Origin of the sequence: Lacibacter cauensis (genome assembly GCF_007830055.1) — a bacterium.
Taxonomy (GTDB): domain Bacteria; phylum Bacteroidota; class Bacteroidia; order Chitinophagales; family Chitinophagaceae; genus Lacibacter; species Lacibacter cauensis.
The window spans coordinates 646,266-670,110 of the sequence record NZ_VLLE01000003.1; the positions used below are offsets into that span (position 1 = coordinate 646,266).

At 41.7% G+C, this 23,845-nt stretch carries 21 protein-coding genes; 12 read left to right on the forward strand and 9 right to left on the reverse strand.

Going from position 1 to position 23,845, the window contains the following annotated elements:
- Window positions 1-159 precede the first annotated feature (159 nt).
- The 3 genes from porZ (at window position 160) to IQ13_RS08070 (ending at window position 7,115) form a co-directional block, all read left to right on the forward strand.
- The gene (porZ, locus tag IQ13_RS08060) at window positions 160-2,454 is read left to right on the forward strand and encodes a type IX secretion system anionic LPS delivery protein PorZ (protein WP_144885765.1); all 2,295 of its coding nucleotides are present in this window, start codon (window positions 160-162) and stop codon (window positions 2,452-2,454) included.
- A gap of 5 nt (window positions 2,455-2,459) precedes the next feature.
- Window positions 2,460-3,209, forward strand: coding sequence for a DNA repair protein RecO (gene recO / locus IQ13_RS08065; protein WP_144885767.1), 750 nt, complete (start codon window positions 2,460-2,462; stop codon window positions 3,207-3,209).
- A 96-nt stretch (window positions 3,210-3,305) separates the two neighbouring features.
- Window positions 3,306-7,115 (forward strand): TraB/GumN family protein, encoded by a 3,810-nt coding sequence (locus IQ13_RS08070; protein ID WP_144885769.1) that lies wholly within the window; start codon window positions 3,306-3,308, stop codon window positions 7,113-7,115.
- A gap of 52 nt (window positions 7,116-7,167) precedes the next feature.
- On the opposite strand, the gene IQ13_RS08075 is transcribed toward IQ13_RS08070, so the two are convergent.
- On the reverse strand, window positions 7,168-8,322 hold the full coding sequence (locus IQ13_RS08075) for an amidohydrolase family protein (RefSeq protein WP_144885771.1): 1,155 nt from the start codon (window positions 8,320-8,322) through the stop codon (window positions 7,168-7,170).
- Window positions 8,323-8,389: 67 nt separating this feature from the next.
- Between IQ13_RS08075 and prfA the strand changes: the two genes are divergently transcribed.
- The 3 genes from prfA to IQ13_RS08090 all read left to right on the forward strand — a co-directional run bounded on the left by prfA (window position 8,390) and on the right by IQ13_RS08090 (window position 11,425).
- Window positions 8,390-9,451, forward strand: a complete 1,062-nt coding sequence (gene prfA, locus IQ13_RS08080; RefSeq protein ID WP_144885773.1) for a peptide chain release factor 1 — start codon at window positions 8,390-8,392, stop codon at window positions 9,449-9,451.
- Window positions 9,452-9,772: 321 nt separating this feature from the next.
- Window positions 9,773-10,702 (forward strand): thrombospondin type 3 repeat-containing protein, encoded by a 930-nt coding sequence (locus tag IQ13_RS08085; RefSeq protein ID WP_144885774.1) that lies wholly within the window; start codon window positions 9,773-9,775, stop codon window positions 10,700-10,702.
- Between the two features lie 147 nt (window positions 10,703-10,849).
- Window positions 10,850-11,425: a DUF937 domain-containing protein gene (locus tag IQ13_RS08090; protein ID WP_144885776.1), complete on the forward strand. Its 576-nt coding sequence runs from the start codon at window positions 10,850-10,852 to the stop codon at window positions 11,423-11,425.
- Window positions 11,426-11,740: 315 nt separating this feature from the next.
- On the opposite strand, the gene IQ13_RS08095 is transcribed toward IQ13_RS08090, so the two are convergent.
- From IQ13_RS08095 to IQ13_RS08110, 4 genes are read right to left on the reverse strand one after another with little or no spacing between them, the layout of a single operon-like run.
- The gene (locus IQ13_RS08095; protein WP_144885778.1) at window positions 11,741-12,154 is read right to left on the reverse strand and encodes a VanZ family protein; all 414 of its coding nucleotides are present in this window, start codon (window positions 12,152-12,154) and stop codon (window positions 11,741-11,743) included.
- Window positions 12,154-12,531, reverse strand: a complete 378-nt coding sequence (gene gcvH / locus IQ13_RS08100) for a glycine cleavage system protein GcvH (RefSeq protein ID WP_144885781.1) — start codon at window positions 12,529-12,531, stop codon at window positions 12,154-12,156. Before gcvH ends, IQ13_RS08095 begins: the two co-directional genes overlap by 1 nt.
- A gap of 46 nt (window positions 12,532-12,577) precedes the next feature.
- Window positions 12,578-13,237 (reverse strand): peptidylprolyl isomerase, encoded by a 660-nt coding sequence (locus tag IQ13_RS08105; RefSeq protein ID WP_144885783.1) that lies wholly within the window; start codon window positions 13,235-13,237, stop codon window positions 12,578-12,580.
- Between the two features lies 1 nt (window position 13,238).
- Entirely contained in the window at window positions 13,239-13,583 is a 345-nt protein-coding gene (locus tag IQ13_RS08110; RefSeq protein ID WP_144885785.1) for a hypothetical protein, read from the reverse strand.
- A 194-nt stretch (window positions 13,584-13,777) separates the two neighbouring features.
- Between IQ13_RS08110 and IQ13_RS08115 the strand changes: the two genes are divergently transcribed.
- The 5 genes from IQ13_RS08115 to rsgA all read left to right on the forward strand — a co-directional run bounded on the left by IQ13_RS08115 (window position 13,778) and on the right by rsgA (window position 18,656).
- A complete protein-coding gene (locus tag IQ13_RS08115) occupies window positions 13,778-14,779 on the forward strand; it encodes an AAA family ATPase (protein WP_144885786.1) in 1,002 nt (333 codons plus the stop codon).
- A 33-nt stretch (window positions 14,780-14,812) separates the two neighbouring features.
- Window positions 14,813-15,685: a DUF58 domain-containing protein gene (locus IQ13_RS08120; protein ID WP_242009499.1), complete on the forward strand. Its 873-nt coding sequence runs from the start codon at window positions 14,813-14,815 to the stop codon at window positions 15,683-15,685.
- Entirely contained in the window at window positions 15,682-16,572 is an 891-nt protein-coding gene (locus IQ13_RS08125) for a hypothetical protein (protein WP_144885788.1), read from the forward strand. Before IQ13_RS08120 ends, IQ13_RS08125 begins: the two co-directional genes overlap by 4 nt.
- On the forward strand, window positions 16,565-17,569 hold the full coding sequence (locus tag IQ13_RS08130) for a vWA domain-containing protein (protein WP_199758213.1): 1,005 nt from the start codon (window positions 16,565-16,567) through the stop codon (window positions 17,567-17,569). Before IQ13_RS08125 ends, IQ13_RS08130 begins: the two co-directional genes overlap by 8 nt.
- A gap of 154 nt (window positions 17,570-17,723) precedes the next feature.
- Complete coding sequence (rsgA, locus tag IQ13_RS08135; protein ID WP_144885790.1) at window positions 17,724-18,656, forward strand: ribosome small subunit-dependent GTPase A; 933 nt, start codon at window positions 17,724-17,726, stop codon at window positions 18,654-18,656.
- Window positions 18,657-18,688: 32 nt separating this feature from the next.
- Here rsgA and IQ13_RS08140 read toward each other — a convergent pair whose 3' ends face one another.
- The 3 genes from IQ13_RS08140 to IQ13_RS08145 are packed head-to-tail and all read right to left on the reverse strand — an operon-like array spanning window position 18,689 to window position 19,807.
- Window positions 18,689-19,000: a DUF3630 family protein gene (locus IQ13_RS08140; protein ID WP_144885792.1), complete on the reverse strand. Its 312-nt coding sequence runs from the start codon at window positions 18,998-19,000 to the stop codon at window positions 18,689-18,691.
- A gap of 49 nt (window positions 19,001-19,049) precedes the next feature.
- A complete protein-coding gene (locus IQ13_RS21360; protein WP_158637351.1) occupies window positions 19,050-19,226 on the reverse strand; it encodes a hypothetical protein in 177 nt (58 codons plus the stop codon).
- 44 nt (window positions 19,227-19,270) lie between these two features.
- Window positions 19,271-19,807: a gamma carbonic anhydrase family protein gene (locus IQ13_RS08145; protein WP_144885794.1), complete on the reverse strand. Its 537-nt coding sequence runs from the start codon at window positions 19,805-19,807 to the stop codon at window positions 19,271-19,273.
- 169 nt (window positions 19,808-19,976) lie between these two features.
- On the opposite strand from IQ13_RS08145, the gene IQ13_RS08150 reads away from it, so the two are divergent.
- Window positions 19,977-21,158: an aspartate aminotransferase family protein gene (locus IQ13_RS08150; protein WP_144885796.1), complete on the forward strand. Its 1,182-nt coding sequence runs from the start codon at window positions 19,977-19,979 to the stop codon at window positions 21,156-21,158.
- Between the two features lie 25 nt (window positions 21,159-21,183).
- On the opposite strand, the gene IQ13_RS08155 is transcribed toward IQ13_RS08150, so the two are convergent.
- Entirely contained in the window at window positions 21,184-23,682 is a 2,499-nt protein-coding gene (locus tag IQ13_RS08155; RefSeq protein ID WP_144885798.1) for a DUF5686 and carboxypeptidase-like regulatory domain-containing protein, read from the reverse strand.
- Between the last annotated feature and the right edge of the window lie 163 nt (window positions 23,683-23,845).

The window sequence follows — 23,845 nt, forward strand, 5'->3', positions numbered from 1 at the left end:
ATAAGCAGCGCAAAGAAACGCCATTCTGCCTGAAAACAGGCAGAAAATTTAAGTTGTATTGCCCTGTAAGTGAGCGTGGGATTGAATTTGTCAGGAATATGTCTGTTTGCTGCATCGTTTTTCTACAGCTGTTTCAAAACCAGTTAAATTTGAGAACTGATGAGAGCTTTATTTCTATTTGTTTTTTTAATCACATCCCTGCAGGGTATTACTCAACTGCAACCTATCGGCCGCTGGCGGGAGCATATGGATTACCGCTCCGGCAAACGGGTGGCGTTGTCGGTCAACACGGTGTTTACTGCTACGGAATTTGGCGCCTACATGGTTAGTAAGAACGAAGGCGAAATTACAAGGCTGAGTAAAGTGAGTGGTTTCAGCGATGTAGGCATTCGAACGCTCAATTATTCTGCAACAGATGAAAAACTGCTGATCGCTTATAAAAACAGTAACATCGATATTCTTTATCGAAATGATGTGATCAATATCCCTGATATTCTGCGAAGTACTGTTACAGGCGATAAAGCCATCAACAACATCAGCTTCTATAACAGCAAAGCATACCTCAGTACAGGTTTGGGTATTGTGGTGATCGATCTTGTAAAGTACGAGGTCAGCAATACTTTTTTAATCGGCAACAGTGGAGGGAATGTGCAGGTAAATGGTTTTGCAGCAACTGCCAACTTGTTTTATGCTGCAACAGAAGAAGGATTGAAAGTTGCCAGTCAATCAGCTGTTAACTTAAACGACTATCGTAACTGGACAAATATCAGCGGTACCAATGGATTACCGGCAGGTGCAATAAAACAAGTTTTTATCATCAACAATACCGTTGCGGTACAATACTTCAATACGATTTATGTATTGAGCGGAAGTAACTGGCAGGCCGTGTACACAGATACATGGCGTTGGGAATCGCTTAATGCAAGTGATGGTTCGTTGTTGCTTTGCGAAGAACGTTTTGGCTGGAACGAACGTCGTGTGCTTGTGCTCAACAGCAACGGAACAATTACGGCTACAGTGCAGAACAATAATCAACTGCGTTATCCCATGCATGCAGTAAAGAGTGGAAACGAAATATGGATTTCTGATTATGAAAAAGGATTGGTAAAAGCAGAAGCAACCGTATTTGAACGCTATAACATTAACTCTCCTTATGGGGCATTGGATGGTGAACTTTACTTTTATAAAGGCAAATTGTATGTAGCAGGCGGAAGTATCAATGCAGCCTGGAATTATCAATACAACGGCAGTGGTTTTTTTACGTATGATGGCAATGAGTGGAAAGATTATAACCGTTTTACACTACCATGGATGGATACGGTGCTTGATGTAATAACAATAACTGTTGATCCTCGTGATGAAACCATTTATGCAGGATCGTTTGGCGGCGGACTGGTAGAACTGAAAAATACCAACAGCTTTAAAATTTACAAACAAAATTCACCGTTAAATGTCGCTATCGGCGATCCGAATAATTATCGTGTAGGCGGCATGGCGTTCGATGCGCAAAACAATTTATGGATCAGCAATTTTGCAGGTAGTAATAATTTTCTTGTGAAGAAAGCCGATGGCAACTGGCGAAGTTTCCGTGTGCCGTTTTTAATACAGGACAACATGGTGGGCGCCATCTTAATTGATGATGCTGATCAGAAATGGATACAGGTACCACAAGGTAACGGCTTGTTCTGTTACAATCACGGCGCATCTATTGATAATGCAGGTGATGATCGCTGGAAGTGGTTGCAAACGGGCAAAGGAAATGGTAACCTGCCAAGCAATATGGTTAACTGCATGGCGAAAGATAAAGATGGTTTTATCTGGATTGGTACCGATAAAGGCATAGCGGTTATTCAATGTCCGGGTGATGTGTTTACAACTAACGCCTGTGAAGCGTTTCAACCGGTAGTACAACAGGATAATTTTGCCGGACTGTTATTTGAAAATGAAGATGTGCGTGCCATTGCTGTAGATGCTGCGAACCGTAAATGGGTAGGCACACTCAACGGTGTGTGGTTAATAAGTGCTGATGGTGAAAAAGTATTAGAACGATTTACAGCAGAAAATAGTCCGCTGCTCAGCAATGGTATTATCCGCATTGCCATCGATCCTTTAACAGGCGAAGTATATTTCTCTACGTTCAATGGTATTTGCAGCTACCGGAGCAGTGCAACCGAAGCAAGTGAAAATCCGGATAAAGTAGTTGTGTTTCCAAGTCCAGTGCCTGCAGGTTATGGCGGAACAATTGGCATTCGTGGTTTGCCCGAAAATGCAATTGTAAAGATTGTAGAACTAAACGGGCGTCTTGTGTATCAGACAAGATCATTAGGCGGACAAGCTGTTTGGAACGGTCGTGATTATAAAAATCAACGGGTAGCAAGCGGAGTGTACCTTGTGCTTGCCAAGAACGAATTTGGTGTAGAGAAACAGGTTGGCAAAATTGTATTTATCAAGTAGCAGCATTGAGCAATGTATTACATACTACCAAAGCAGTTGTTTTACGTACAGTAAAGTATGGCGAAACAAGCCTCATTATATCTGCTTATACCGAGTTGTATGGTCTGCAGAGTTATATTGTGCAGGGAGTAAGAACAAGCAGTAAAAAGGGCGGCGCAAAAGCAAATTATTTTCAGCCGGGTGCCATACTGGAGTTAGTGGTGTACCATCACGATCTGAAGAATCTGCAACGCATCAAAGAATTCCGCTGGAATTATTTGTATACAGAACTGTTTGCAGATGTCATTAAAAACAGTGTTATGCTGTACATGATGGAACTGCTGCAGAAATGTGTGAAGCAGCCAGAAAACAATCCCGATCTGTTTTACTTTGTTGAAGAAGCGTTGGTAGAATTAGATACAGCTTCAGATACGGTTACAGCCAATTTCCCGTTATACTTTTCGTTACATCTTACCAATTTCTTCGGATTTCAGATGAACACCGAAGATGCCGGCATGCATACCATTTTTGATTTGCAGGAAGGAAGTTTTGTAGATACCTATCCGCAGCATGTGTATTATATCGATGGACTGGCTGCACAACTGATGAGCGACGTATTGAAAGCCATGCAGCCACATGAACTAGCTGAAGTGCCGATGAACTATTTGCAAAGGCGGCAGTTGCTGGAAGCGATTGAAACATTTTACTTGCTGCATATGCCAGATTTCACCAAACTGAAAACATTACAGGTGTTGCAGGAAGTACTGTCGCCCTGATGAAAAATTATACCGAACTTTAGCAGATACCATGTGCATTCTTTTAAACGGTGCATCTTAACAAAAACAACTATACGAAACCACACTTTAGAACGTATGAAATTCAAACCCTTTGCCCTCCTGATCTTCCTCATTGTTTGCAGCTCATCTTTTGGCCAGGTTAATAAAAAGCCATCGAAGTATCCAAGTTTGTTTTGGGAAATAACAAAGAAAGGATCAACAAAGCCTTCTTATTTGTTTGGCACCATGCACGTAAGCAGCAAGCTGGTGTACAACCTGCCCGATTCGTTTTACATGGGTATTAAAAATGTACAGGTTGTAGCCCTTGAAAACGATATGGCTTACTGGCAGCAGGATATGGATAAATACGATTTAGATCCGATGAGCTTTATACGAAACCGCAACCGTGGCGGCGATCATTTGTCCATCAACACCTTTAAAGTGCACAAGTACGAGGAGCTCATTAAATATGCACTCGCAAGTAATCCTTCTGTGATCAACAATCTGTTGTACAGAACATACGGTGGTAAAACATCCGACTTTGAAGAAGATACTTTTCTCGACATGTTTATTTACCAGTGTGGAAGAAAGTATGGTAAAAAAACAGCCGGTCTGGAAAATTTCGATGAAAGTATGCAGCTGATGATTGAAGCAGTAAAAGACGCTGCAAAGGATAAAAATAAAAAGCAGCGCAGCTACGATAATTACAATAGTGAGTACTCATTCGACAAACTGGAAGAAGCTTACCGCACAGGTAATCTCGATTTGCTTGACAGCATTAATCGCTACAACTCACAGTCGGAGTTGTTCGATGAAAAATTTCTTTATCGCCGTAATGAAATTCAAGCCAACTCAATTGATTCGATTATTAAAGCTGGAGCTTCTGTTTTTGCAGGAGTTGGTGCAGCACATTTGCCCGGCACAAGAGGAGTAATAGAACTGTTGCGTAGCAAAGGGTATATTGTTCGCCCGGTTAAAATGGCGGGACGCAGCAACCAGGAAAAAGATGCAGTTGATAAAATAACGGTGCCGGTTGCCATGCAAAAAATTATTGCAGAAGAGGGCACCTACCAGTTGCAGGCGCCGGGTGCTTTTTTTTCAACCAATCATCCGTTCTTTAACCAGGTACAACATGCCGATGTTAGTAATGGAAGTTATTACATGGTAACAAAAATTACAACCAATGCATTAATGTGGGGGCAAAAAGATGCACGTGTAATGGAAGTGATTGACAGTTTGTTGTACGAAAGTATACCGGGAAAAATTCTGTCGAAAGAAACCATCAGCAGAAGTGGGTACCAGGGATATGATATTGTAAACCGAACCCGTCGAGGCGATGTGCAACGCTACAATATTTTTGTTACACCTTACGAAGTACTCATTTTTAAAATGAGTGGTATTGGTAATTATGTAAGCAACAGTACAGAAGGAAAAGAATTTTTCAGCAGCATTCAACTTAAAAATTACAAAGAGCAAAAAATTACCGGTAAATTATTTACACCTGCAAGTGGTGGTTTTGCAGTTGCATTTCCGCACGAGCCCTACTTTACAATAAAAGAAAATCGTGTATACGATGCAGTTGATGATGTAAATCATTATCGTGTTGTGGCAACTTCTTTGCACAATTACACAAAGAGCGATGAAGACACGTTTGATTTAAGCCTTGCTGAAGAAAGCTTTAAAGCATCTGCATTTATTGATAAGCAGCTTGAGCGCAAACAAATAAAGCACAAAGGATATCCTGCTCTACATACCCGTTTCAGAGATAAAGATGGCAAAATATTTATGGCCCGATTTATTTTGCAGGGGGCGCATTATTATGCCGTAATTGTGCATGCAGCAAAAGAAAATCCTGCAATGGAGCAGTTCATCAACAGTTTTGAACTGCAACCGTTTGTTTATGGTAATGATGCTGTTCAAAAAGATACAACACTTTACTATACTGTAAACACACCTTTTTATCCTGTGCCAAAACGAAAAACAGATTTAAAGGAATTGGCAGGCATTTATGATAAACTGAGTAATGAGGAAGATGCTAAAGAAGAGTTTATTTACAAAACCATCAACGAAACAAAAATTATACAAAACGATACTACCGGCGAACGTATTGAAGTGAGTTTTTACAAAATGCCTTTTTACACCTATGTAAAAGACAGTGCAAGTCTTACCGACAATGAGTATCATGATACAAGCAGAATTGTACGCTGGCAACAAAAGACCGTTCTGCCCAATAAAATGAATGTGTGGGAAACCTACCTAGGCGATAAAGGCAGCAGTCGCATGGTACATGTTAAATCGTTTTTGAAAGATGGCATGGTGTTTACCATACAAACCCTGCGTGATACACTTACAAAACCAAGTCCGTTTATTAGCAGATTTTTCGAAACGTTTACACCGGATTCTACATTGAAGGGTTTTGATATCATGGCGAAGAAATCAGGTTATTTATTCAGCGATTTTCAGTCTGCCGATACAGTGCTGCATAAACGGGCAAAAAAATATATTTCATCTATTGTATTGGATTCTTCAGATTTTCCTCAATTGAAAAATGCAATTGAGCAAGTTAACTGGAAAGAAAAAAATTATCTCGATACCAAGCGTGCATTAATGAAGCGGTTGGCAAGTATTAAAACCGTTGCATCTTCGCAGTACCTGCACGATTTATATTTTGCTGCCGGCGATACCATTCAACTACAGTATGTTGCTTTGGAAGCGTTGTTACGGCAACAAACCGCAACTTCGTATAAACTCTTCAGAGATATTGTAAAAGCTGAGCCGCCGATTATTGAAAAAAATAATGACGATTATGATTACAGGCGATATGCTTCCGGCATTTATGGCTTAGCTTCAGAACTTCCCTATGGTGAAGATGACGATAGTGATGATGAGTTTCTAGATAATATGAGCGATACGTTGTTGCTGGTAAAAGCAATACTGCCCGATCTGCTTCCGTTGGTAAACCTCGAAGATTACAAAGATGAGATGATGGAACTGCTGGCAGATATGGTGGAAGACAGTGTGATTACTGCAGCAGATTACCAGATGTACTTCGATAAGTTTTTACTGGAAGCAAAACACTTGTGGCGGAAACAAGTAATTGCAGAAAAGAAACAATCAATACAAAAAGCAGAAGCTACTAAGAATAAGGAGGAGGCGAATGATGATGAAGATATTGTAGTAACAACAGGCTTCGATGAAGAAGACGAAACAAACAGTGATCTTATTTTATACAGCAGGTTGTTGATTCCTTCTATTACAAAAAGCCAGTCTGTACAGGCGTTTGTTACGCAACTGTTACAATCGGAAAGCAAGCAGCTTAAGTACGATGTGATGGAAGTGCTGTTAAAAAACAAACAGCAGGTGCCCGATACGCTGCTCCGCTTCTTTGCCTCAAAAGATGAATATCGTTACCGTCTTTTAAAAGATCTGAAAGGGTGGAACATGGAAAAGTTATTTCCGGTGAAATACCGCAATCATAAAGATCTTGCAATGGGTAAACTGCTCTGGGCAAATGACAATGAGAAACCAGACACCATATCGTTTATAAAACGTTATGCAATGACCCTAAAAGATAAAAAGGGGTACATCTATTTCTTCCGGTATAAAATGAAGAAAGATGATGTGCAGTGGAAAATTGCAACGGTTGGCTTAGTGCCGGAGGCAGATACGGAAATTGAATTTGAAAACGACAAGATGTGGAAGTATTACAACCGTTACAGGATTAACCGCAACAATGACTATGAGTTTACACAGTTTACAAAAACAGCGTTGGAAGCCGATGAGCCGGAAGAAGCGCAATTGCAAAAGTTGTTGAAGCGGATATTAATTACAAGCCGTACAAGCGGTGTCGATTTTTACAGAAACGAAAAGAAATCGTTGGTTGATGTAGAGTCGATGTACGAGTAAAAAACTAAGTTATAGTAAAGCAAAAGCATTCCAGCGGGAATGCTTTTGCTTTTTAAAGTAGTCTCTTCGAAGAACCGAAGTCGTGCTTAATAAGTACAATGCCCGGCTGTTTATTTTTTTCAAAACTTCCTAGATCGTTTTGCCATTGCATTGCCTTTGCGCCATTAAGTGTAGCCATTTGCAACGCCTGTTCTTTTGTAACAGTAGTGTGCTGCAGTAATGCTTGTATTTCCTTAGTAATACTCAGTTGCCAGTTACTGCTGTAGCTGTCGGTGCCCAGTACCACGTTGCAATGTTGTTGCTGAAACAAAGTAACAGCCGGCACTTTGTTTTCAATATAGAGGTTGGCATTAATACAAAAGCAGTAAACAAGCTGTAATCCATTTGCTGCTGCATATGCATTCGCCCAAATAATATCTTCTTCCGGCATAAAGCTGTTATGAATGAGAAAAACTGTTTGGCCATTGTTGAAGTATGGCAGGTACGAACGGATGCTGCTTTTACCGGTTACAGGAAAGGGCGAACCAGTAAAACCAAACAGATTAAACAAACGCAGAAAATCGCCTTGGCCCGTTTTATACAATTCATCCTCCGCTGCAGTTTCCTGGTTGTGGATGGAAATAATTTGATTAGCTGTTGCTTCGTTGATGAGTTGAAATGTACGTGGTGAAATACTGTAGGGCGCATGCGGCACAAGTGAAGTGCGATGATCGGCTTTTAATTGTTCTGCCACACGTGTATACTGCTGTACATTACTCACAGCTTTTTCGTCAGTAAACCCCAGCACTTCCACAAAATTGTGCCAGCGGATTTTGCTGTTTCGTTTTACTGCAGCAGTATCGGCGGTGTTGCCAATATCGCCCACAGCAACAATACCGTTTTCAAACATTTCCTGTTCGGCTTTGCGGATCTCTTCCTTTATCAGCTCCTGTTCAAACCCACGCTTTGTAACAACCGAACATAGAAAATCAACAAGCCCGGTATGTGGTGGAATGATATTTTTAAGGTGGCTCAGCTCCAGGTGGCAATGGCAATTGATGAAACCGGGCGAAAGAATACCTGAAAATGTTTCAACATCATCACCCGCATCGGCGGCAGCAACAATGTCAATTACTTTCCCTCTGGCATCCACAATAAGGGTATCGTCTGTTTTTCGCAGTGTGTATCCATCAAACAACTTATCTGCCCTGAATTTCCTGTATTGCATGCCGATTTCATTTAAATTTGCCGCTCAAATTTAAGACGAAAGCATTTCCTTTCAGGAGCAGATTATTATGTTAGATAAGTTAGAAGCAATACAGGCAAGGTTTGATGAAGTTGGTGTAGCACTCACCAACCCCGAAATAGTTGCCAATAATAAGCAGTTTTCTGCCTTGAGTAAAGAGTACCGTAGTCTGGAAAAAATTGTGCAGGCAAGGAAAGAATATCTCTCTATACTCAGCGATGTGCAGAGCTATAAGGAGGCATTGAACGGCAGCGATGAAGAGTTGAGAGAACTGGCAAAAGAAGAGCTACCCGTTTTGGAAGAAAGGCAAACTGAAATAGAGAAGTATATCCGTCAGTTATTGATTCCCAAAGATCCGCAGGACGATAAGAATGCTATTCTTGAAATACGTGCAGGTACGGGTGGCGATGAAGCGAGTTTATTTGCAGGCGACCTGTTACGGATGTATATCAAATACTGCGAACGCCGTGGCTGGAAAACTGCTATACTCAGCGAAAGCGAAGGAACGGTAGGTGGCTACAAGGAGGTGCAGCTGGAAGTTACGGGCGATGATGTATATGGTATTTTGAAATTTGAAAGTGGTGTACACCGTGTACAACGTGTACCTGCTACCGAAACAAGTGGTCGTGTGCATACCAGTGCCGCAACAGTAGCTGTAATGCCCGAAGCCGAAGAAATTGATTTTGAATTACGGGACAGTGATGTGAAAATGGAAACTGCCCGAAGCGGTGGTGCCGGTGGACAAAACGTAAACAAGGTTGAAACGAAAGTTATGCTTACACACGTTCCAACAGGTACAGTAGTCATATGCCAGACCGAACGTACACAGCTGGCCAACCGTGAAAAAGCCATGCAAATGCTGCGAACACGTCTTTACGAAGAGCAGGTGCGTAAGCAAGAAGAAGAAATAGCCCGCCAACGAAAAAGTTTGGTGAGTACCGGCGACAGAAGCGCCAAAATCAGAACATACAACTATCCGCAAGGCCGTGTAACCGATCATCGTATTGGTCTTACGCTCTATAATCTCGATGCCGTACTTAATGGTGAAATCGAAGAATTAATAGATGCTTTACAGTTTGCCGAGAACGCAGAAAAGCTTACACTCCAGTAAGTGGAATTGTGCACGGGTATCAACTTCTAACTACATCAGGTTCACTACTTATTCTATTTTCCGCACAGGAAGAGCACCGTTACTTTGTACCAGAATCAGATACATAGTTGACGTGACTTAATCTGATCTGTAGCTCTTACTTGCAGGCGGCAATTTGTTAGCTGTTTTGGCCATAAAAAATGGCAAGTAAACATTTGGTATGTTTTTCGTTTACAAGAAGACAAACAAAATGTTTAGCAAGAACAGCAGCGACTTACTCAACATGTAGGTAGCAGTTACTGAAATCAATTTCCAATATCTTAAAAACCAAATCCAATCACTATGAAAAAGTTGATTGTTTATGCCAGCGTATTAATCCTCGCTGCATGCCAAAAAGAAAATTCAACCCTTACTGAGCAACAGGCTCTTACTCCCGCTCAAGCTATCGCTTCAAAGAAAAAAGAAACCTGCGATTTTCTTAAAGGAAACTACAACAGCATTCGCCGTGGCGAATTGTTTGCTGATAATTTTATTGCAGGCAGAGGAAAAGACGTAGATAAAGACGGTATTCCTGATAATGTAGACAATTGTAAATCTACTTACAATCCAGACCAGGCCGATAGTGATAAAGATGGTATTGGAGATGCTTGCGAAACATCAACCTCCATTGTTACAACACCAACAGTTACCAGCTCTTCCTGGTTGTTATATCTCGATTTTGATGGACAGACAGTAAGCAGTCCTTATTGGAACGGTGGTGTGCCTTTTTATGCAACTCCCTCCGGCTTTACAAGTACAGAAATTGCAAATATTTTGGCAGAAGTTACCAACGATTATGCCGCATTCACCAATATTAAAGTTACTACAGACTCAGCTGCTTATTTTGCTGCTGCGGCAAACAGAAGACAACGCATTATTATTACACAGTACCACGAATGGTATGGTGCAGCGGGCGGTGTTGCTTACATCGATTCTTGGACATGGGGTCTTGAAATACCAGGTTTTGTATTTTCAAAGGCATTAGGCTATAGCCAAAAAAATGTATGGGAAGCCTCTTCACACGAAGGTGGCCATACCATCGGGCTGTACCACCAAAGCTTGTACGATGCAAACTGCAACTGGCTGGCCGAGTATAATCCGGGCGGTAATGGTGAGGCTCCAATTATGGGTGTATCCTATAATCAGCCAATTGGTAAATGGTGGATTGGCCCTACCACCAGTTGCAAAACCACACAGGACGATGCATCTGTAATCGCTGCTAAAGTTCGATAAGTAACCAACACATAGTTATAAACAAAGCCCGGTAGTTGAAGCCGGGCTTTGTTATTTTAAGCCGGCTTATATAATAATTATTTCAACTGTATTGCTTGCATCCCGGAATGTTTTACAGTAACTTGATAGGTAAAATATACAATCATCATGTTTGATCAATTATTAAATCTTGTAAAACAACAGGCTGGTCCGGTAATTTTCGACAATCCCGATATTCCAAATGAACGCAATGAGGAAGCCGTTGCTGATGTAACCAGCAGTATTACCGGAGGTTTGCAGCAGGCACTTGCGGGAGGCCAGTTTAAAGATGTATTGAAATTACTGGGTGGCCAGGGAGGTGAAATCGAGGCCAATCCATTGGCAGGGCAACTTTCGGGCAATGCTGTTTCTTCATTGATGGAAAAATTCAATCTTAATCAGGGACAGGCGGGCAGTATTGTAAGCAACCTCTTGCCAGGTGTGTTGAACAACTTTATTTCTAAAACAAACGATCCAACCGATAACAGTATTGACTTACAGGGAATTTTCAGCTCTTTAACCGGCGGCAGCACCAATGGGATTGATTTACAGGGTTTGCTGGGTCGGGTAACACAGGGCGGTTTCGATAAAGATGGTGATGGCGATACAGATTTGAACGATGTGATTACAATGGTGAAAGGCGGAGCTTCGCAACAGTCGGGCGCCGGCGGAGTAATGGATATGGTAAAGGGGCTTTTTAGCTAATTAACGAGGTTGCAACAACCACTTTTTTGTATTGGCATGGTTTTAGAAATAGATGGTATAGAGACAGCAAAAATGCTTTTAGGATATTTTAACAATCGAACTGTAAACTTTGGAATGCATTTAGCGTCTTAAATATGAAAGTTCTTTAAAGCAGTCAATTTTCTCATAAGCAGTTAGTTTTGGTTACGGCCCCTGGTTTCTACCAGGGCCCGTTTTTTAAAACAAAAAGGCTTTAGAAAACATTAACAAGGTAGTAGCAGTTTGAAGTTGTAGATAGTGCGAACTTTGTGTAACAAATCTGAATTTAAATTTTTCTCATAAGCAGTTAGTTTTGGTTTCGACCCCGGTTTCTACCGGGGTCTTCTTTTTATACCAAATCCAGCTTGCAAATACGATAGTGCCTGCAGCATCGGCTACCATATCCCATACATCAAAATCCCGGCCTACCCAATCCTGCACATATTCTGTAGTAATACCATAAACAATGGTACAGAGTAAAATAAGCAGGTAGTTCAAAAAGCTGTTTTGCTTTTGTTTGATGTAATACGTCCACAAACCTGCAATGATGCCAAACAGAAAAAAGTGAATGACCTTGTCGAGGTTTACAATCTCGATTTTCTTTTCGTCACCAATTGCCAAAGGAGGAATAATTAGCAGTATAAAAACAATGACCGACCAAAGAATGGCCGGCCATTTTGTAGAAAGATATTGTTGAAGCTTCAATTTCATTACGCAACCAAAGCACTGTACGCTGCTGCATCCAGTAATTGCTCTACGTCGGCAGGGTTATTTACAGTAACTTTTACCATCCAGCCAGCTCCATAAGGATCTGTATTTACAGCTTCAGGCGCATCGTTGAGTGCACTGTTTACTTCGGTAATGGTACCGGCAACAGGTAAAAACAAATCACTTACGGTTTTCACAGCTTCTACCGTACCAAATACTTCCTCAGCATTTAATGCCTTGCCAACTGTGTTAATGTCTACATACACAATATCGCCTAATTCTCTTTGTGCAAAATCAGTAATACCAATTGTTGCAACATTACCTTCTAAGCTGATCCATTCGTGATCTTTTGTGTAACGGAGATTCTCTGGAAAATTCATATTGTATTTGTTTTTAAGCGCTGCTAAATTGATTGTTTTCCTGCAATCAGAAAAATAAAAATTTCCGCTTCAGTTTCATCCGGATGATGCGTACATCTTCTTTTGGCCGGTCGTACTGGTCCCGTTCCATTTGCGCAATCGTATCCACTACCTGCATGCCTTTTACCACTTCGCCAAATACCGTGTAATTCTGATCGAGGTGGGGAGCTCCGCCAATGCTTTTGTACACCGCCCGGTAGCGTTCAGGTATTTTACGGCCACCCATCCGTTTTACTTCTACTTCATTCAAGGTACTGTCGGTAAACTTTTTACCCTGCACAATGTAAAAGTGGCTGCCGCTGCTGGCTTTTTCGGGGTTGTTATCCCTGGCCGCAGCCAGTACACCACGTTTATGAAATAAGGAACTGTCGAATTCTGCGGGAATTTTATACGAAAGTCCACCACTGCCGTAACGTTTGCCCGGCACCGGATTTTTTGTGGAATCATCGCCCGCCTGGATCATAAATTCTTTGATTACCCGGTGGAACAGAATACCATTGTAATACTTCTGCTTTACCAGTTTTACAAAGTTGTTGCGGTGCAATGGCGTTTTGTCGCTCAGTTTTACTACGATGGTTCCTTTGCTGGTAACAATCTTTACCTTACGGTTACGGGCATCTGCAGTTAGTGCAAGCATTACGCAAAGCAGCAGCACAACATATTTCATCTTACAATCCGTTTTGTTCAAAATAAAGCAATACATGATCTTTCAAAAAATCTTCCTGTTCACGCATGGTCATATTGGGCATGGCTTTCAGCTGCTCAAAGTGCGGCCATCCATCATCATCAAATCGGTCTAACTTAAAATAACCGCTCTGTGATAAAAGTGCGCAAACAGCCACATGCATCAGATCCTGCTTCTGCTCTTTGCTGAATTTATCTTTTAATTGCCCGAACTCCTGTACACCAATTAAAAATAAAATCGATTCTAAATCGGGCTTTTTACCAAAGCGTTCTACCAGTTTTTGTTCAAGGTGCATCCACCTTACAAATAAATCATTCGCTGCGTCCATAGGCCGCAAAGATAATTGTTCGGCAACTGCCGCAAGTTTCCGTTGGTAGAAGTACGCAATGTTTTACAATTCCTGAAAAAGTACAGCGCTTCAAAAAGTTCGGCCTTTTTTTTGCGTTTATGGAGGTTAATTTTAATACAGCCTACAGGAAAAGAATAAGATGCGTTGTATTTTCACCAAAAAACCAAGATTACATGTTAAAAACCGCAGAAGACATCAAGGTACTGAACGATAAAATTCAATATGCCGGCAGTTTTCTCGACCGACTTCGTGCAGAAGTTGGAAAAGTGCTGGTAGGACAAACGTATATGGTAGATCGCCTGTTGGTTGGGTTACTCGGTAATGGCCATATTTTACTGGAAGGTGTGCCGGGCCTTGCAAAAACACTCACCATTAAATCGTTGTCGCAGGCCATTAATGCAAAGTTCAGCCGCATACAGTTTACACCCGATATGTTGCCCGCCGATGTTATCGGCACCATGATTTATAACCAACAGAAGAATGAGTTTTTCGTCCGCAAGGGACCCATCTTTGCCAATTTTGTGTTGGCCGATGAAATTAACCGTGCCCCGGCAAAAGTGCAGAGTGCTTTGCTCGAAGCTATGCAGGAGCGCCAGGTAACCATTGGTGAGAATACGTACAAACTGGACGAACCGTTTTTGGTTTTGGCAACACAGAATCCGTTGGAGCAGGAAGGTACATACCCGTTACCTGAGGCACAACAGGATCGTTTTATGTTGAAGGTGGTCATTGATTATCCAAAGAAAGAAGAAGAGCAATTGATTATCCGGCAAAACACACAACAGCTTGTTTCGCCAACGATTAATCCTGTGGTTTCCATTCGTGAAGTAACAGAAGCAAGAGATCTTGCACGCACCATTTACATGGATGAGAAGATTGAAAACTATATTCTTGATATTGTATTTGCAACACGCAAGCCAGAACAGGTTGGTTTAAGTAATCTCAAACCACTCATCTCTTATGGCGGTTCGCCACGTGCATCCATTAATATGGCATTGGCATCGAAGTCGGTTGCATTTATTCATAAACGTGGTTATGTATTACCCGAAGATGTACGGTCGATTGCAGCCGACGTGTTGCGCCATCGTATTGGTTTAACCTACGAAGCCGAAGCAGAAAATATTTCGGTAGAAGAAATTATTAACCAGGTATTGAATGTGGTAAAGGTGCCGTAACCTGTAACGTTCAACGCATAACCCGTAACAAACTTGTTAACTACCGAAGAAATATTAAAGAAGGTACGTTCGCTTGAAATTAAAAGCAAGCGACTTACCAATCACATGTTCACCGGCGAATACCATTCGGCATTCAAAGGGCAGGGTATGAGCTATAAAGAAGTGCGTGAGTACCAGCCCGGCGATGATATCCGTTTCATCGACTGGAATGTGAGTGCACGCTATGCACATCCATACAGCAAAGTGTTTGAAGAAGAACGGGAGCAAATGGTGTTTCTGTTAATTGATAACAGTGCAAGCATCAGCTTTGGTACACATCTGCAACGTAAAAAAGACCTGATAACAGAGTTGGCGGCAGTACTTGCATTTTCGGCAGTTAACAATAACGATAAAGTAGGGGCCATTTTGTTTGGCGATAAAGTGCAGCGTTTTATTGCGCCCAAAAAAGCAAAGCAACATACGTTATATATTGTGCGTGAAATGCTGAGCAACGATGCTGCATCGAGCAGAACAAATTATGCAGATGCATTCCGCATGTTCAATAATGTGTGCAGACGTAAGAGCATTTGTTTTCTCATCAGCGATTTTTTGGGTAAAGGTTATGAAGATGCTTTGCGTGTTGCAGCAGGCAAACACGATGTGATCGGCATTAAAATTTACGACCAGCTGGATATGCGTTTACCCGATGCCGGATTGTTACAGGTAGCCGATGCTGAAAACGCCGAGCAACGATGGATTGATACATCGAGTGCGCTGGTGCGTTATGAATATGAAAAAGATTTTCACAAGCATAACGATTATGTAAAAGATGTGTTTCGCCGTGCAGGCGCCGATCTGTTGCATATGCGTGCAGGAGATGATTATGTAAAAGTGTTACAGAAATTTTTTATTAACCGCAGCAGATGATTCAACGCATTACCATTTTATTTTTTTGTTTGATGCTTCTGCTGTGTACGCAGGCACAGGTAACAGGCGTAGTATCGGGTAACAAAGAAAAAATTTTGATCGGTGAACCGTTCACCATGCGGTTCGAATTAAAAGCCATCAGTTCTTCTGCAGCTATTCAATGGCAACTGCCCGACAGCATTCCGCATTTTGAAATAATCAGTATCGACAGCAGTAATGTATTAACACGAAAAATAACCCTTACCAGTTTCGACAGTGGATTGTGGGCTGTTGAAAATATTGCAGCGCTTGTTCCATCTAATGTAAACGGGCAGCCACAGCTGTTAAAGTTTTCGCCTAAGGAAATATTGATTGAATACGATACAACCGGCAATCAGCTGATGAACGATATTAAACCGATTGTAGAAGTAAATGCCGGGCAATGGTTTATTGGTTTGATCGTTGCTGCAGTTGGCCTTATTAGTTTAATACTGTTGATAATCCTGTTCCGCAACTGGAAGCAAAAGAAAGTAACCGATGTTATCGATGAATCGCCGGGTACAGCATTAGAAGATGTGCTGAAAAAAATTGCACAGTTAAAGAAAGAAGACTGGCACACACAGCTCGATCAGAAACGGCATTTCTCCGATCTATCGCATGCTGTTAAACGCTATTACGAACGAAAGCTGCGTGTACCTTGTACGAAACTTACTACCGATGAATTTGTGCTTGCGGTAAAGCCTCATCTCATTAACGATCGGGTGATTACGCTTACACAAGCATTGCGTTTAAGTGATGCTGTGAAGTTTGCAAAATTTGCAGCCGCTGCAACTGAATGCATGCAGGTGTTGGAAAGTCTTGAAACAACAGTCAAACAAACAGAAAAAGAATTGAATCCGGATGCTTAGTGAATGGTATCAACATATTGTATTTGCTTATCCTTACCTTTTATGGTTGCTGTTGTTGCTGCCGGTACTGATTGTTTGGTATATCCTTACGAATCGGAAAGCCAGCTCATCAGTAACCGTATCTACACTCAGCATTTACCGTAGTACGGGTACAACAAAAAATATCCTCCGGCACATGCCGTTTATTTTGCGTTTGCTCTCGCTGGCATTACTCATTATTGCAATTGCCCGGCCACAAACACGCAGCAGCGAAGAGCGTGTTGAAGGTGAAGGGATCGATATTATTCTTTGCATGGATGTAAGCGGCAGTATGCTGGCCGAAGATTTTAGCCCGAACCGGTTGGAAGCAATGAAGAAAGTAGCAAACGATTTTGTGGATGCACGTAAAACAGATCGTATCGGACTGGTTATTTTTTCAGGTGAGTCGTTTACACAATGTCCGCCAACAACGGACTATGCAGCATTAAAGAGCCAGATCTATGCTGTACGCAGTGGTATTTTGCAGGATGGTACAGCTATTGGTTCTGGATTAGCTACAAGTGTTGAACGGTTAAAAGATAGTGAATCGAAAAGCAAAGTTGTTATCCTGTTAACCGATGGTGAAAACAATGGCGGATTGATACCACCAAGTACAGCCAAAGAAATTGCGAAAGCCTACCAGGTAAAAGTGTACACCATTGGCATGGGTACAGAAGGTTATGCTGCATTACCACAACAAACTGCAGGTGGTGTAGTGCGTACAATGGAGAAAGTAAACATTGATGAAAAGCTGTTGACTGAAATTGCCAACGAAACTGGTGGTAATTATTTCCGGGCAAAGGATAACGAAACACTCAGTAAAATTTATTCCGATATTGATCAGCTGGAAAAATCGAAAATTGAAACAAGCCAGTTTGCCCGTTACTCCGAAGAGTTTTATCCGCTTGCTTTCGCAATAGTGGCGCTGCTGTTACTGGAAATTTGGCTGCGGTACAAAGTGCTGCGGAAGTTTCCGTAAATGCCACAGAGGCGTAATGCCGTTAAAATTCGCTTTTGTAATTTATCTTTTCTGTTCACTTTTTCTCTTTGTGCTTCCTGCTGCCTTTGAGCCTTGGTGGCGAATAATTTTTTCTATCTCTCCGTGGCAATCTATTCCTTTTCTTTGCATCACAATGAAAGCCATCATTTATAAATCAACAGGTAGTTGGTATGTTGCCAAAACAACACAAGGCGATTTTGTGCAGGCACGTATCAAAGGAAAATTTAAAATTGATGGTATCACATCTACCAACCCAATCGCTGTTGGCGATGAAGTGGAGATGATGTTGGATAACGATGTGGAGCAAACCTGGATCATTTCGGGTATCAGCGACAGGAGAAATTATATCAACCGGCAAAGTCCGCATAACAAACACCAGCACCATATCATTGCTTCAAACCTCGATCAAAGTCTGCTGTTTGCAACGTTGAAAGAACCCCGCACTTCACAAGGGTTTATCGATCGTTTTTTAATTGCATCAGAAGCGTATCACATTCCGAGCATCATTGTGTTTAACAAAGCCGATGTGTACCGTAAAAAAGAGCAAGAGCAGTTTGAAGAATGGAAAAACATGTACGAAGCGGTAGGTTATAAGGTATTTTTAATTTCAATGGAAACAGGGCAAGGGGTAAGCGATGTAAAAGCCTTACTGAAAGATAAGACCACTTTACTCAGTGGTCATTCGGGTGTAGGGAAATCGACCTTTATCAATGCTGTAATGCCCGACCTGGATTTACGTACCGAAGAAGTAAGTGGCTGGAGCGGTAAAGGCATGCACACTACCACGTTTGCCGAAATGTTCGACCTGCCGTTTGGCGGCCGCATTATTGATACGCCCGGTGTAAAAGAATTTGGATTATTTGAAATCGACCGTCAGGAATTATCGCACTATTTTCCGGAAATGCGCCAACTGATTGGCGAGTGCCAGTTTAATAATTGTTTGCACCTGGAAGAACCTGGCTGTGCAATAAAAGAAGCTGTAAGAGCAGAAAAAATTCATCCGCTGCGCTACATCAGCTATTGTGGTATTCTTGCCACAATCGAAAATAAAAAGCACTGGCAGTAGCAAACAGAACTGCAGAAAAGTACAGTTTGTAATTACTCTTCAGGTGAAGCATCTTTCAACGCATCTACTAATTCAGCGATAGCTGCATTTTCAAAATGATCGCTTTTTTCCTCCAGCGAAGGAAAAACAGAAATGCCATTGAAGATATTGAAGCTAAGGGTGAGTGCCGTGCCTTTGTACAGGAAGTCCCAGTACAGCGCTTCAAAATCATCGAGCTTTTTGGTAAAAGAAATTTTCAGTTTGTCGGCAAGAATATCTGCCCAACGATGAAATTTATCAAAGCTGGCATCGTCGTCAAGTACGGCTTCGTTATATCCTACATGGTTGCGTAATGTTGGATTCATAGCGGTATTTTTTGGTGTTATTAATGCGGGTTAGTAAGCCCTATATCTGTTAACTGTTAAATCGTTTCGCTCTCTTCACTTTTTCACCACTCAGCAATCGCTCTGCACCAACATTTTTGCCATTGGTAGGACAGCCCTCTTTGGGTGTGCGTTTAAACACGTTGCAACTCGTCATTATAAATGACAGTAAAAAAAGGACTAACGCTGCTTTTGCGATCTGTTTCATATACGTAATTGTTTAACAGTTGGATATGGACAATAGTTGTACCGTTATTGTTTTTCGTTTGTTACAGTTTCTTTAAACCATCCGGCATACTTCAGGTAGTTATTCGCAATGCGGTTAATTTCGCCGTGTATCAGCTCCTGGCTGATGTCCTTTACCTTTTTTGCAGGAACGCCGGCATAAATAGTACCTGCTTCAATCACCGTTCCTTCCAGCACTACTGCCCCTGCTGCCACAATGGAATTGCTGTGAACTACCGCATTATCCATTACAATAGCACCCATGCCGATGAGCACATTATCGTGCAGGGTACAGCCATGCACCAATGCGTTATGGCCAATGCTTACGTTATTACCAACGATGGTTTTGGTTTTTTGGTATGTGGCATGCAGCACCGCACCATCCTGTACATTCACTTTATTGCCCAGGCGAATACTGTTTACATCGCCCCGTACCACTGCATTAAACCAAATACTGCATTCGTCGCCCATTACTACATCGCCAACAATAGTAGCATTGGGAGCTATAAAACAATCGTTGCCAAACTTGGGAAAAACGCCTTCTACAGGGAGTATTACGGGCATCGGAACTGGGTTTTAAGTTGAACTGTAAATTTCGCAATGTTTTTTGAGGGTTCATATTATTTCAGTGCTTTTTTCAGTGAAAACTAGCAAACGCAGGCGGTGATGCCTGCAAAAGCCAGCTTTCGTACCAAATCTGCCTCAAGTTTTCCGACATTTGCAGGCATCAGTTATGAATCAACGGGAACTTTTTTTAAAACACGTAGCACAAACATCGCCGGCACCTTTGGCTCTTGAAATTGTAAAAGCTGAAGGTTGCCGCATGTGGGATGCAACTGGCAAAGAATACATCGATCTGATTGCCGGCATCAGTGTTTGTAATGTGGGGCACAGGCATCCGAAAGTGCTGGCAGCAATCCAGGAGCAGTTAAATAAATATATGCACCTCATTGTGTATGGTGAGTTTGTTGAAACGCCGCAGGTGCAATATGCCAAACTGCTAACCGATCATTTACCCGCAACACTCAACTCTGTTTACTTTACAAACTCTGGTACCGAAGCTACTGAAGGTGCCATGAAGCTGGCCAAACGTGTTACCAACCGTGCTGAAATTGTGGCATTTAAAAACAGTTATCATGGAAGCACACAAGGAGCATTGAGTATTATGGGCGATGAATACTGGCGGAATGCTTTTCGTCCATTGTTGCCGAGTGTTCATCATGCCAATTATAATTCGTTTGAAGATCTTTCACTCATTACCACAAAAACAGCTTGCGTTATAGCAGAAACCATACAAGCAGAGGCAGGTGTAAATGCGCCTTTGCGTGAATGGATACAGGCTTTGCGAAAGCGTTGTACCGAAACAGGAACCTTACTCATACTCGACGAAATACAATGTGGCTTTGGCCGTAACGGAAGCTTGTGGGCGTTTGAACAGTTTGATGTAGTGCCCGATGTTTTACTGTTGGGCAAAGCATTGGGCGGCGGGATGCCGTTGGGTGCGTTTGTTGCTAACCGTGAGTTGATGTGGCAGTTAACAGAGAATCCGGTGCTGGGTCATATCAGTACGTTTGGTGGTCACCCGGTTTGTTGTGCAGCAGGTATGGCGGCTTTGCAGGTGTTGTTTGAAGAGAAGTTAGTAGAAAGTGTTTTTGAAAAAGAACAATTATTCCGCAGTTTGTTGCAACACCCGAAAGTGGAAGCCATCCGTTCCCGTGGGCTGATGATGACGTTGGTGTTCGACAGCTTTGAAACAAATAAAAAAGTAATTGATGCCTGTATTGCCAATGGTGTAATTACCGATTGGTTTTTATTTGCAGCCAATTGTTTGCGTATAGCTCCGCCATTAACCATAACACAAGAAGAAATTACAAAAGCATGCAGGGTGATTGTAGACTGTATCGATGAGTTGTAAAATGCAGCATCAGTAAAGGCTGTTGCTAGAACTGTAAACGGAAGCTGCCGAAAATGCCAAAACGTTTGTATTGCTCTTGTGGCAAGGGTTGTGGTAATAAACGCCACACAAAATCGAAACGCAGCACACGAAAAATATTATCAACACCGGTGCCTACTTCCATATACGTTTTACCATTAAGTGATTGAAATTGATGACCACGATCGAACACGGTACCCACTTGGTTAAAACTGCGGTTGGCATCACTTAAGCTGCCCCACAACATTTTTGCCGTCCAGAACTGGCGAAGCTTTAGTTTACGGGTTGGAGCCAGCAAACGGAACATACCGTTGCCGATATTATGTTCGAGGTTAATACCTGCAAATTCATCACTCAAATATTCAAACCTGTTCATCAGGTTGAAAGCATATTTATTGTAATAAAAGATCTCGTTACCCGGATGAATTTCTAACAATGGGAAAGGCAATGTGCCAAACACTTTTCCACCGTACAAATTGTAATACATTTCACCATAGTTCGCAATCTTAAAATAGTCGTGTACCGATAAACTTACACGATGGTATTGGTAATTACTTTTCAAAAAACCTGGAAAACCTCTGCTGTACTTTAATTCAGCAATCGGGTAGGGACTGCCTAAACTTGATCGTAAAAAAGTTCCTTCTAAAAAACGTTCGAGATAAGCATAACGGATACGAACACCAACTTCTGTATTATTGAGGGCATCGCCTGCTCCGTTTGGATAAATTGATTTTGATGGTAAAGATCTGATGGGGTCAAATATTTTTCTCGTTGCAGAAATTTCAAAGGTGAAACCGGCATGTGTTTCTTTCGAAAACTCAATCCGCTGTTGTTCTACATGTAAAAATTTAATGGGCACCTGCGATTTTCGTGCAGCTAATGTAAATACGTTATCAGTGCCTACTTCATCGTAATAACGTTGACCATTATCGTAATCGTTGGTGTACGACATGTATAAACGCATACGTGGATCCCGCTTAAACAAATGCGTTATCTCTGCCCGGCCTTTAAAACGTTTATCGGTAAAACCATATGCAAGATAACCACGCAACCACCATGTTTTACTGAAGTTGGTACTCGTGCCAATATCCAAACGGGTTCGGAATCCTTCCACAATATTCGAGCTCATGACATTGAACCAAGGACCATATTCAAAACTGCCGAATGCTTTGTAACCTGTTGCCAGGAAATTGGCAATATCGCTGTAGCGTTTGAACAACGGCATATTCTGCAACGTATCGATCATGTTGTAAATGGCCTGTTCATTCTTTGCCAGGTCTTCATGTCTCGATTCTGTCCAGTAAGTTTCCGGTTGTTCTGTTGAGCCGGCAAGCAAGATGGTTTCTTCCAGCTTTTTATTTTTCTGTAGCTTTTCCCACACTACACCGGAGTTGATCAGGATGTCTTTGTAAGTAGTGGTTTTTCTTCCTGTAACACCAAACTGCTGCTTACCAATAGCCGATACATCCATGATGAATTTATCTTTTGCCAGGAACCAAATGCTGTCGTTCACGAGTTTGTACTCCTGTACAATACTCAGCTTTTCTACATAGTTTACATTGGCATCTTTCGATAAACGCAGGTTCATCTTTTGTACGGCAAAAGTGGTATCGTGTATCCAGCAATCGCCTTCAAAAGTATTTTCGCCTTTACGTTTGGGCGAGAATACTAAATGAAAAAAGCGTTTGCCTGCAACATACTGTGTATCGGGCACACGGTAATTGTAAAAAGCATCTCCATTATCACTAATGGGGCTGATGAAGCGTTTATCAAATACCGGTATATAGTTGTTATATACGTTGATGTTCTGATCCATGCCGCCCAGCAGTTTCTGTACACTTTCATTTTTTAATCCCGATGTACGGCTGGCTTTAATTTCTTCTCTTCGGCGTAGAGGGGATTTTTGAAAATAGTAGTCAGAAATAGTTTCGGTAAGAAACACCGGCAGGAAGGGTTTTTCTTCACTCGTACTGTCGATGTTCTGATCCATAATAAAACCAAACGGTTTTAACGGGCGGATATTTTTAAACTTTTCTTTGTTGAAACGGTTTAAATCTATTTCAAGTTTATTGTACAATTCGTAACCGAAATTTTCGAAACGATAGCGATCGTTTACGGGTTTTTGGCGAACCACTTTTCGCCACAAGATCCAACCCCTGCCGTATTTGGATTTCACCACCACTTCTTTGCCGGCGCTTCCACGCTCCAGTTGAATCATCAAAAAAACAGTATCATTTGTTGTTACGGGTATGGGTATCGTTACACTGTTGTAACCAACGTAACTGATAAGCAGGGAATCGGTTGGAGTGATAGAAGTAAGGTGCAGTGTAAAGTTTCCGGCAGAATCAGTAAGCTTACCTGTAGTTGTATTTTTTACAACAACCGATGCAAATGGAATAGGTTCGTCGGAGTGTGAATCTTTAACGAGGCCGGTTATCAGCTTTGTTTGTGTAAACGCCGAAATACCTGCAACACAAAACAGCACAAAAAGAAAGCTATACTTCATCCGGTTATCAGAGTGATCGTTAAAGCGATAAAATTAGCGATTCCTGTTTTGCTACCGTTAAGAGATTTACCCGTAACATTACTCTTTTTCGGAAGTTTCTGTTAAAAAGGTTGTTGAAAATTTGGCGAAGTAACTCTTTTTGAATTTACTTTGTAAAACAAAG

What these genes read in the sequence shown, in the direction of transcription:
- rsgA (WP_144885790.1), top strand. Translation starts at nt 17,724, where the DNA reads ATGAAAGCCATCATTTATAAATCAACAGGTAGTTGGTATGTTGCCAAA.
- IQ13_RS08150 (WP_144885796.1), top strand. Translation starts at nt 19,977, where the DNA reads ATGAATCAACGGGAACTTTTTTTAAAACACGTAGCACAAACATCGCCG.
- IQ13_RS08090 (WP_144885776.1), top strand. Translation starts at nt 10,850, where the DNA reads ATGTTTGATCAATTATTAAATCTTGTAAAACAACAGGCTGGTCCGGTA.
- IQ13_RS08105 (WP_144885783.1), bottom strand. Translation starts at nt 13,237, where the DNA reads ATGAAATATGTTGTGCTGCTGCTTTGCGTAATGCTTGCACTAACTGCA.
- IQ13_RS08095 (WP_144885778.1), bottom strand. Translation starts at nt 12,154, where the DNA reads ATGAAATTGAAGCTTCAACAATATCTTTCTACAAAATGGCCGGCCATT.
- IQ13_RS08145 (WP_144885794.1), bottom strand. Translation starts at nt 19,807, where the DNA reads ATGCCCGTAATACTCCCTGTAGAAGGCGTTTTTCCCAAGTTTGGCAAC.
- IQ13_RS08115 (WP_144885786.1), top strand. Translation starts at nt 13,778, where the DNA reads ATGTTAAAAACCGCAGAAGACATCAAGGTACTGAACGATAAAATTCAA.
- IQ13_RS21360 (WP_158637351.1), bottom strand. Translation starts at nt 19,226, where the DNA reads ATGAAACAGATCGCAAAAGCAGCGTTAGTCCTTTTTTTACTGTCATTT.
- IQ13_RS08125 (WP_144885788.1), top strand. Translation starts at nt 15,682, where the DNA reads ATGATTCAACGCATTACCATTTTATTTTTTTGTTTGATGCTTCTGCTG.
- IQ13_RS08070 (WP_144885769.1), top strand. Translation starts at nt 3,306, where the DNA reads ATGAAATTCAAACCCTTTGCCCTCCTGATCTTCCTCATTGTTTGCAGC.
- gcvH (WP_144885781.1), bottom strand. Translation starts at nt 12,531, where the DNA reads ATGAATTTTCCAGAGAATCTCCGTTACACAAAAGATCACGAATGGATC.
- IQ13_RS08085 (WP_144885774.1), top strand. Translation starts at nt 9,773, where the DNA reads ATGAAAAAGTTGATTGTTTATGCCAGCGTATTAATCCTCGCTGCATGC.
- IQ13_RS08155 (WP_144885798.1), bottom strand. Translation starts at nt 23,682, where the DNA reads ATGAAGTATAGCTTTCTTTTTGTGCTGTTTTGTGTTGCAGGTATTTCG.
- prfA (WP_144885773.1), top strand. Translation starts at nt 8,390, where the DNA reads ATGTTAGATAAGTTAGAAGCAATACAGGCAAGGTTTGATGAAGTTGGT.
- IQ13_RS08075 (WP_144885771.1), bottom strand. Translation starts at nt 8,322, where the DNA reads ATGCAATACAGGAAATTCAGGGCAGATAAGTTGTTTGATGGATACACA.
- porZ (WP_144885765.1), top strand. Translation starts at nt 160, where the DNA reads ATGAGAGCTTTATTTCTATTTGTTTTTTTAATCACATCCCTGCAGGGT.
- IQ13_RS08130 (WP_199758213.1), top strand. Translation starts at nt 16,565, where the DNA reads ATGCTTAGTGAATGGTATCAACATATTGTATTTGCTTATCCTTACCTT.
- IQ13_RS08110 (WP_144885785.1), bottom strand. Translation starts at nt 13,583, where the DNA reads ATGGACGCAGCGAATGATTTATTTGTAAGGTGGATGCACCTTGAACAA.
- IQ13_RS08140 (WP_144885792.1), bottom strand. Translation starts at nt 19,000, where the DNA reads ATGAATCCAACATTACGCAACCATGTAGGATATAACGAAGCCGTACTT.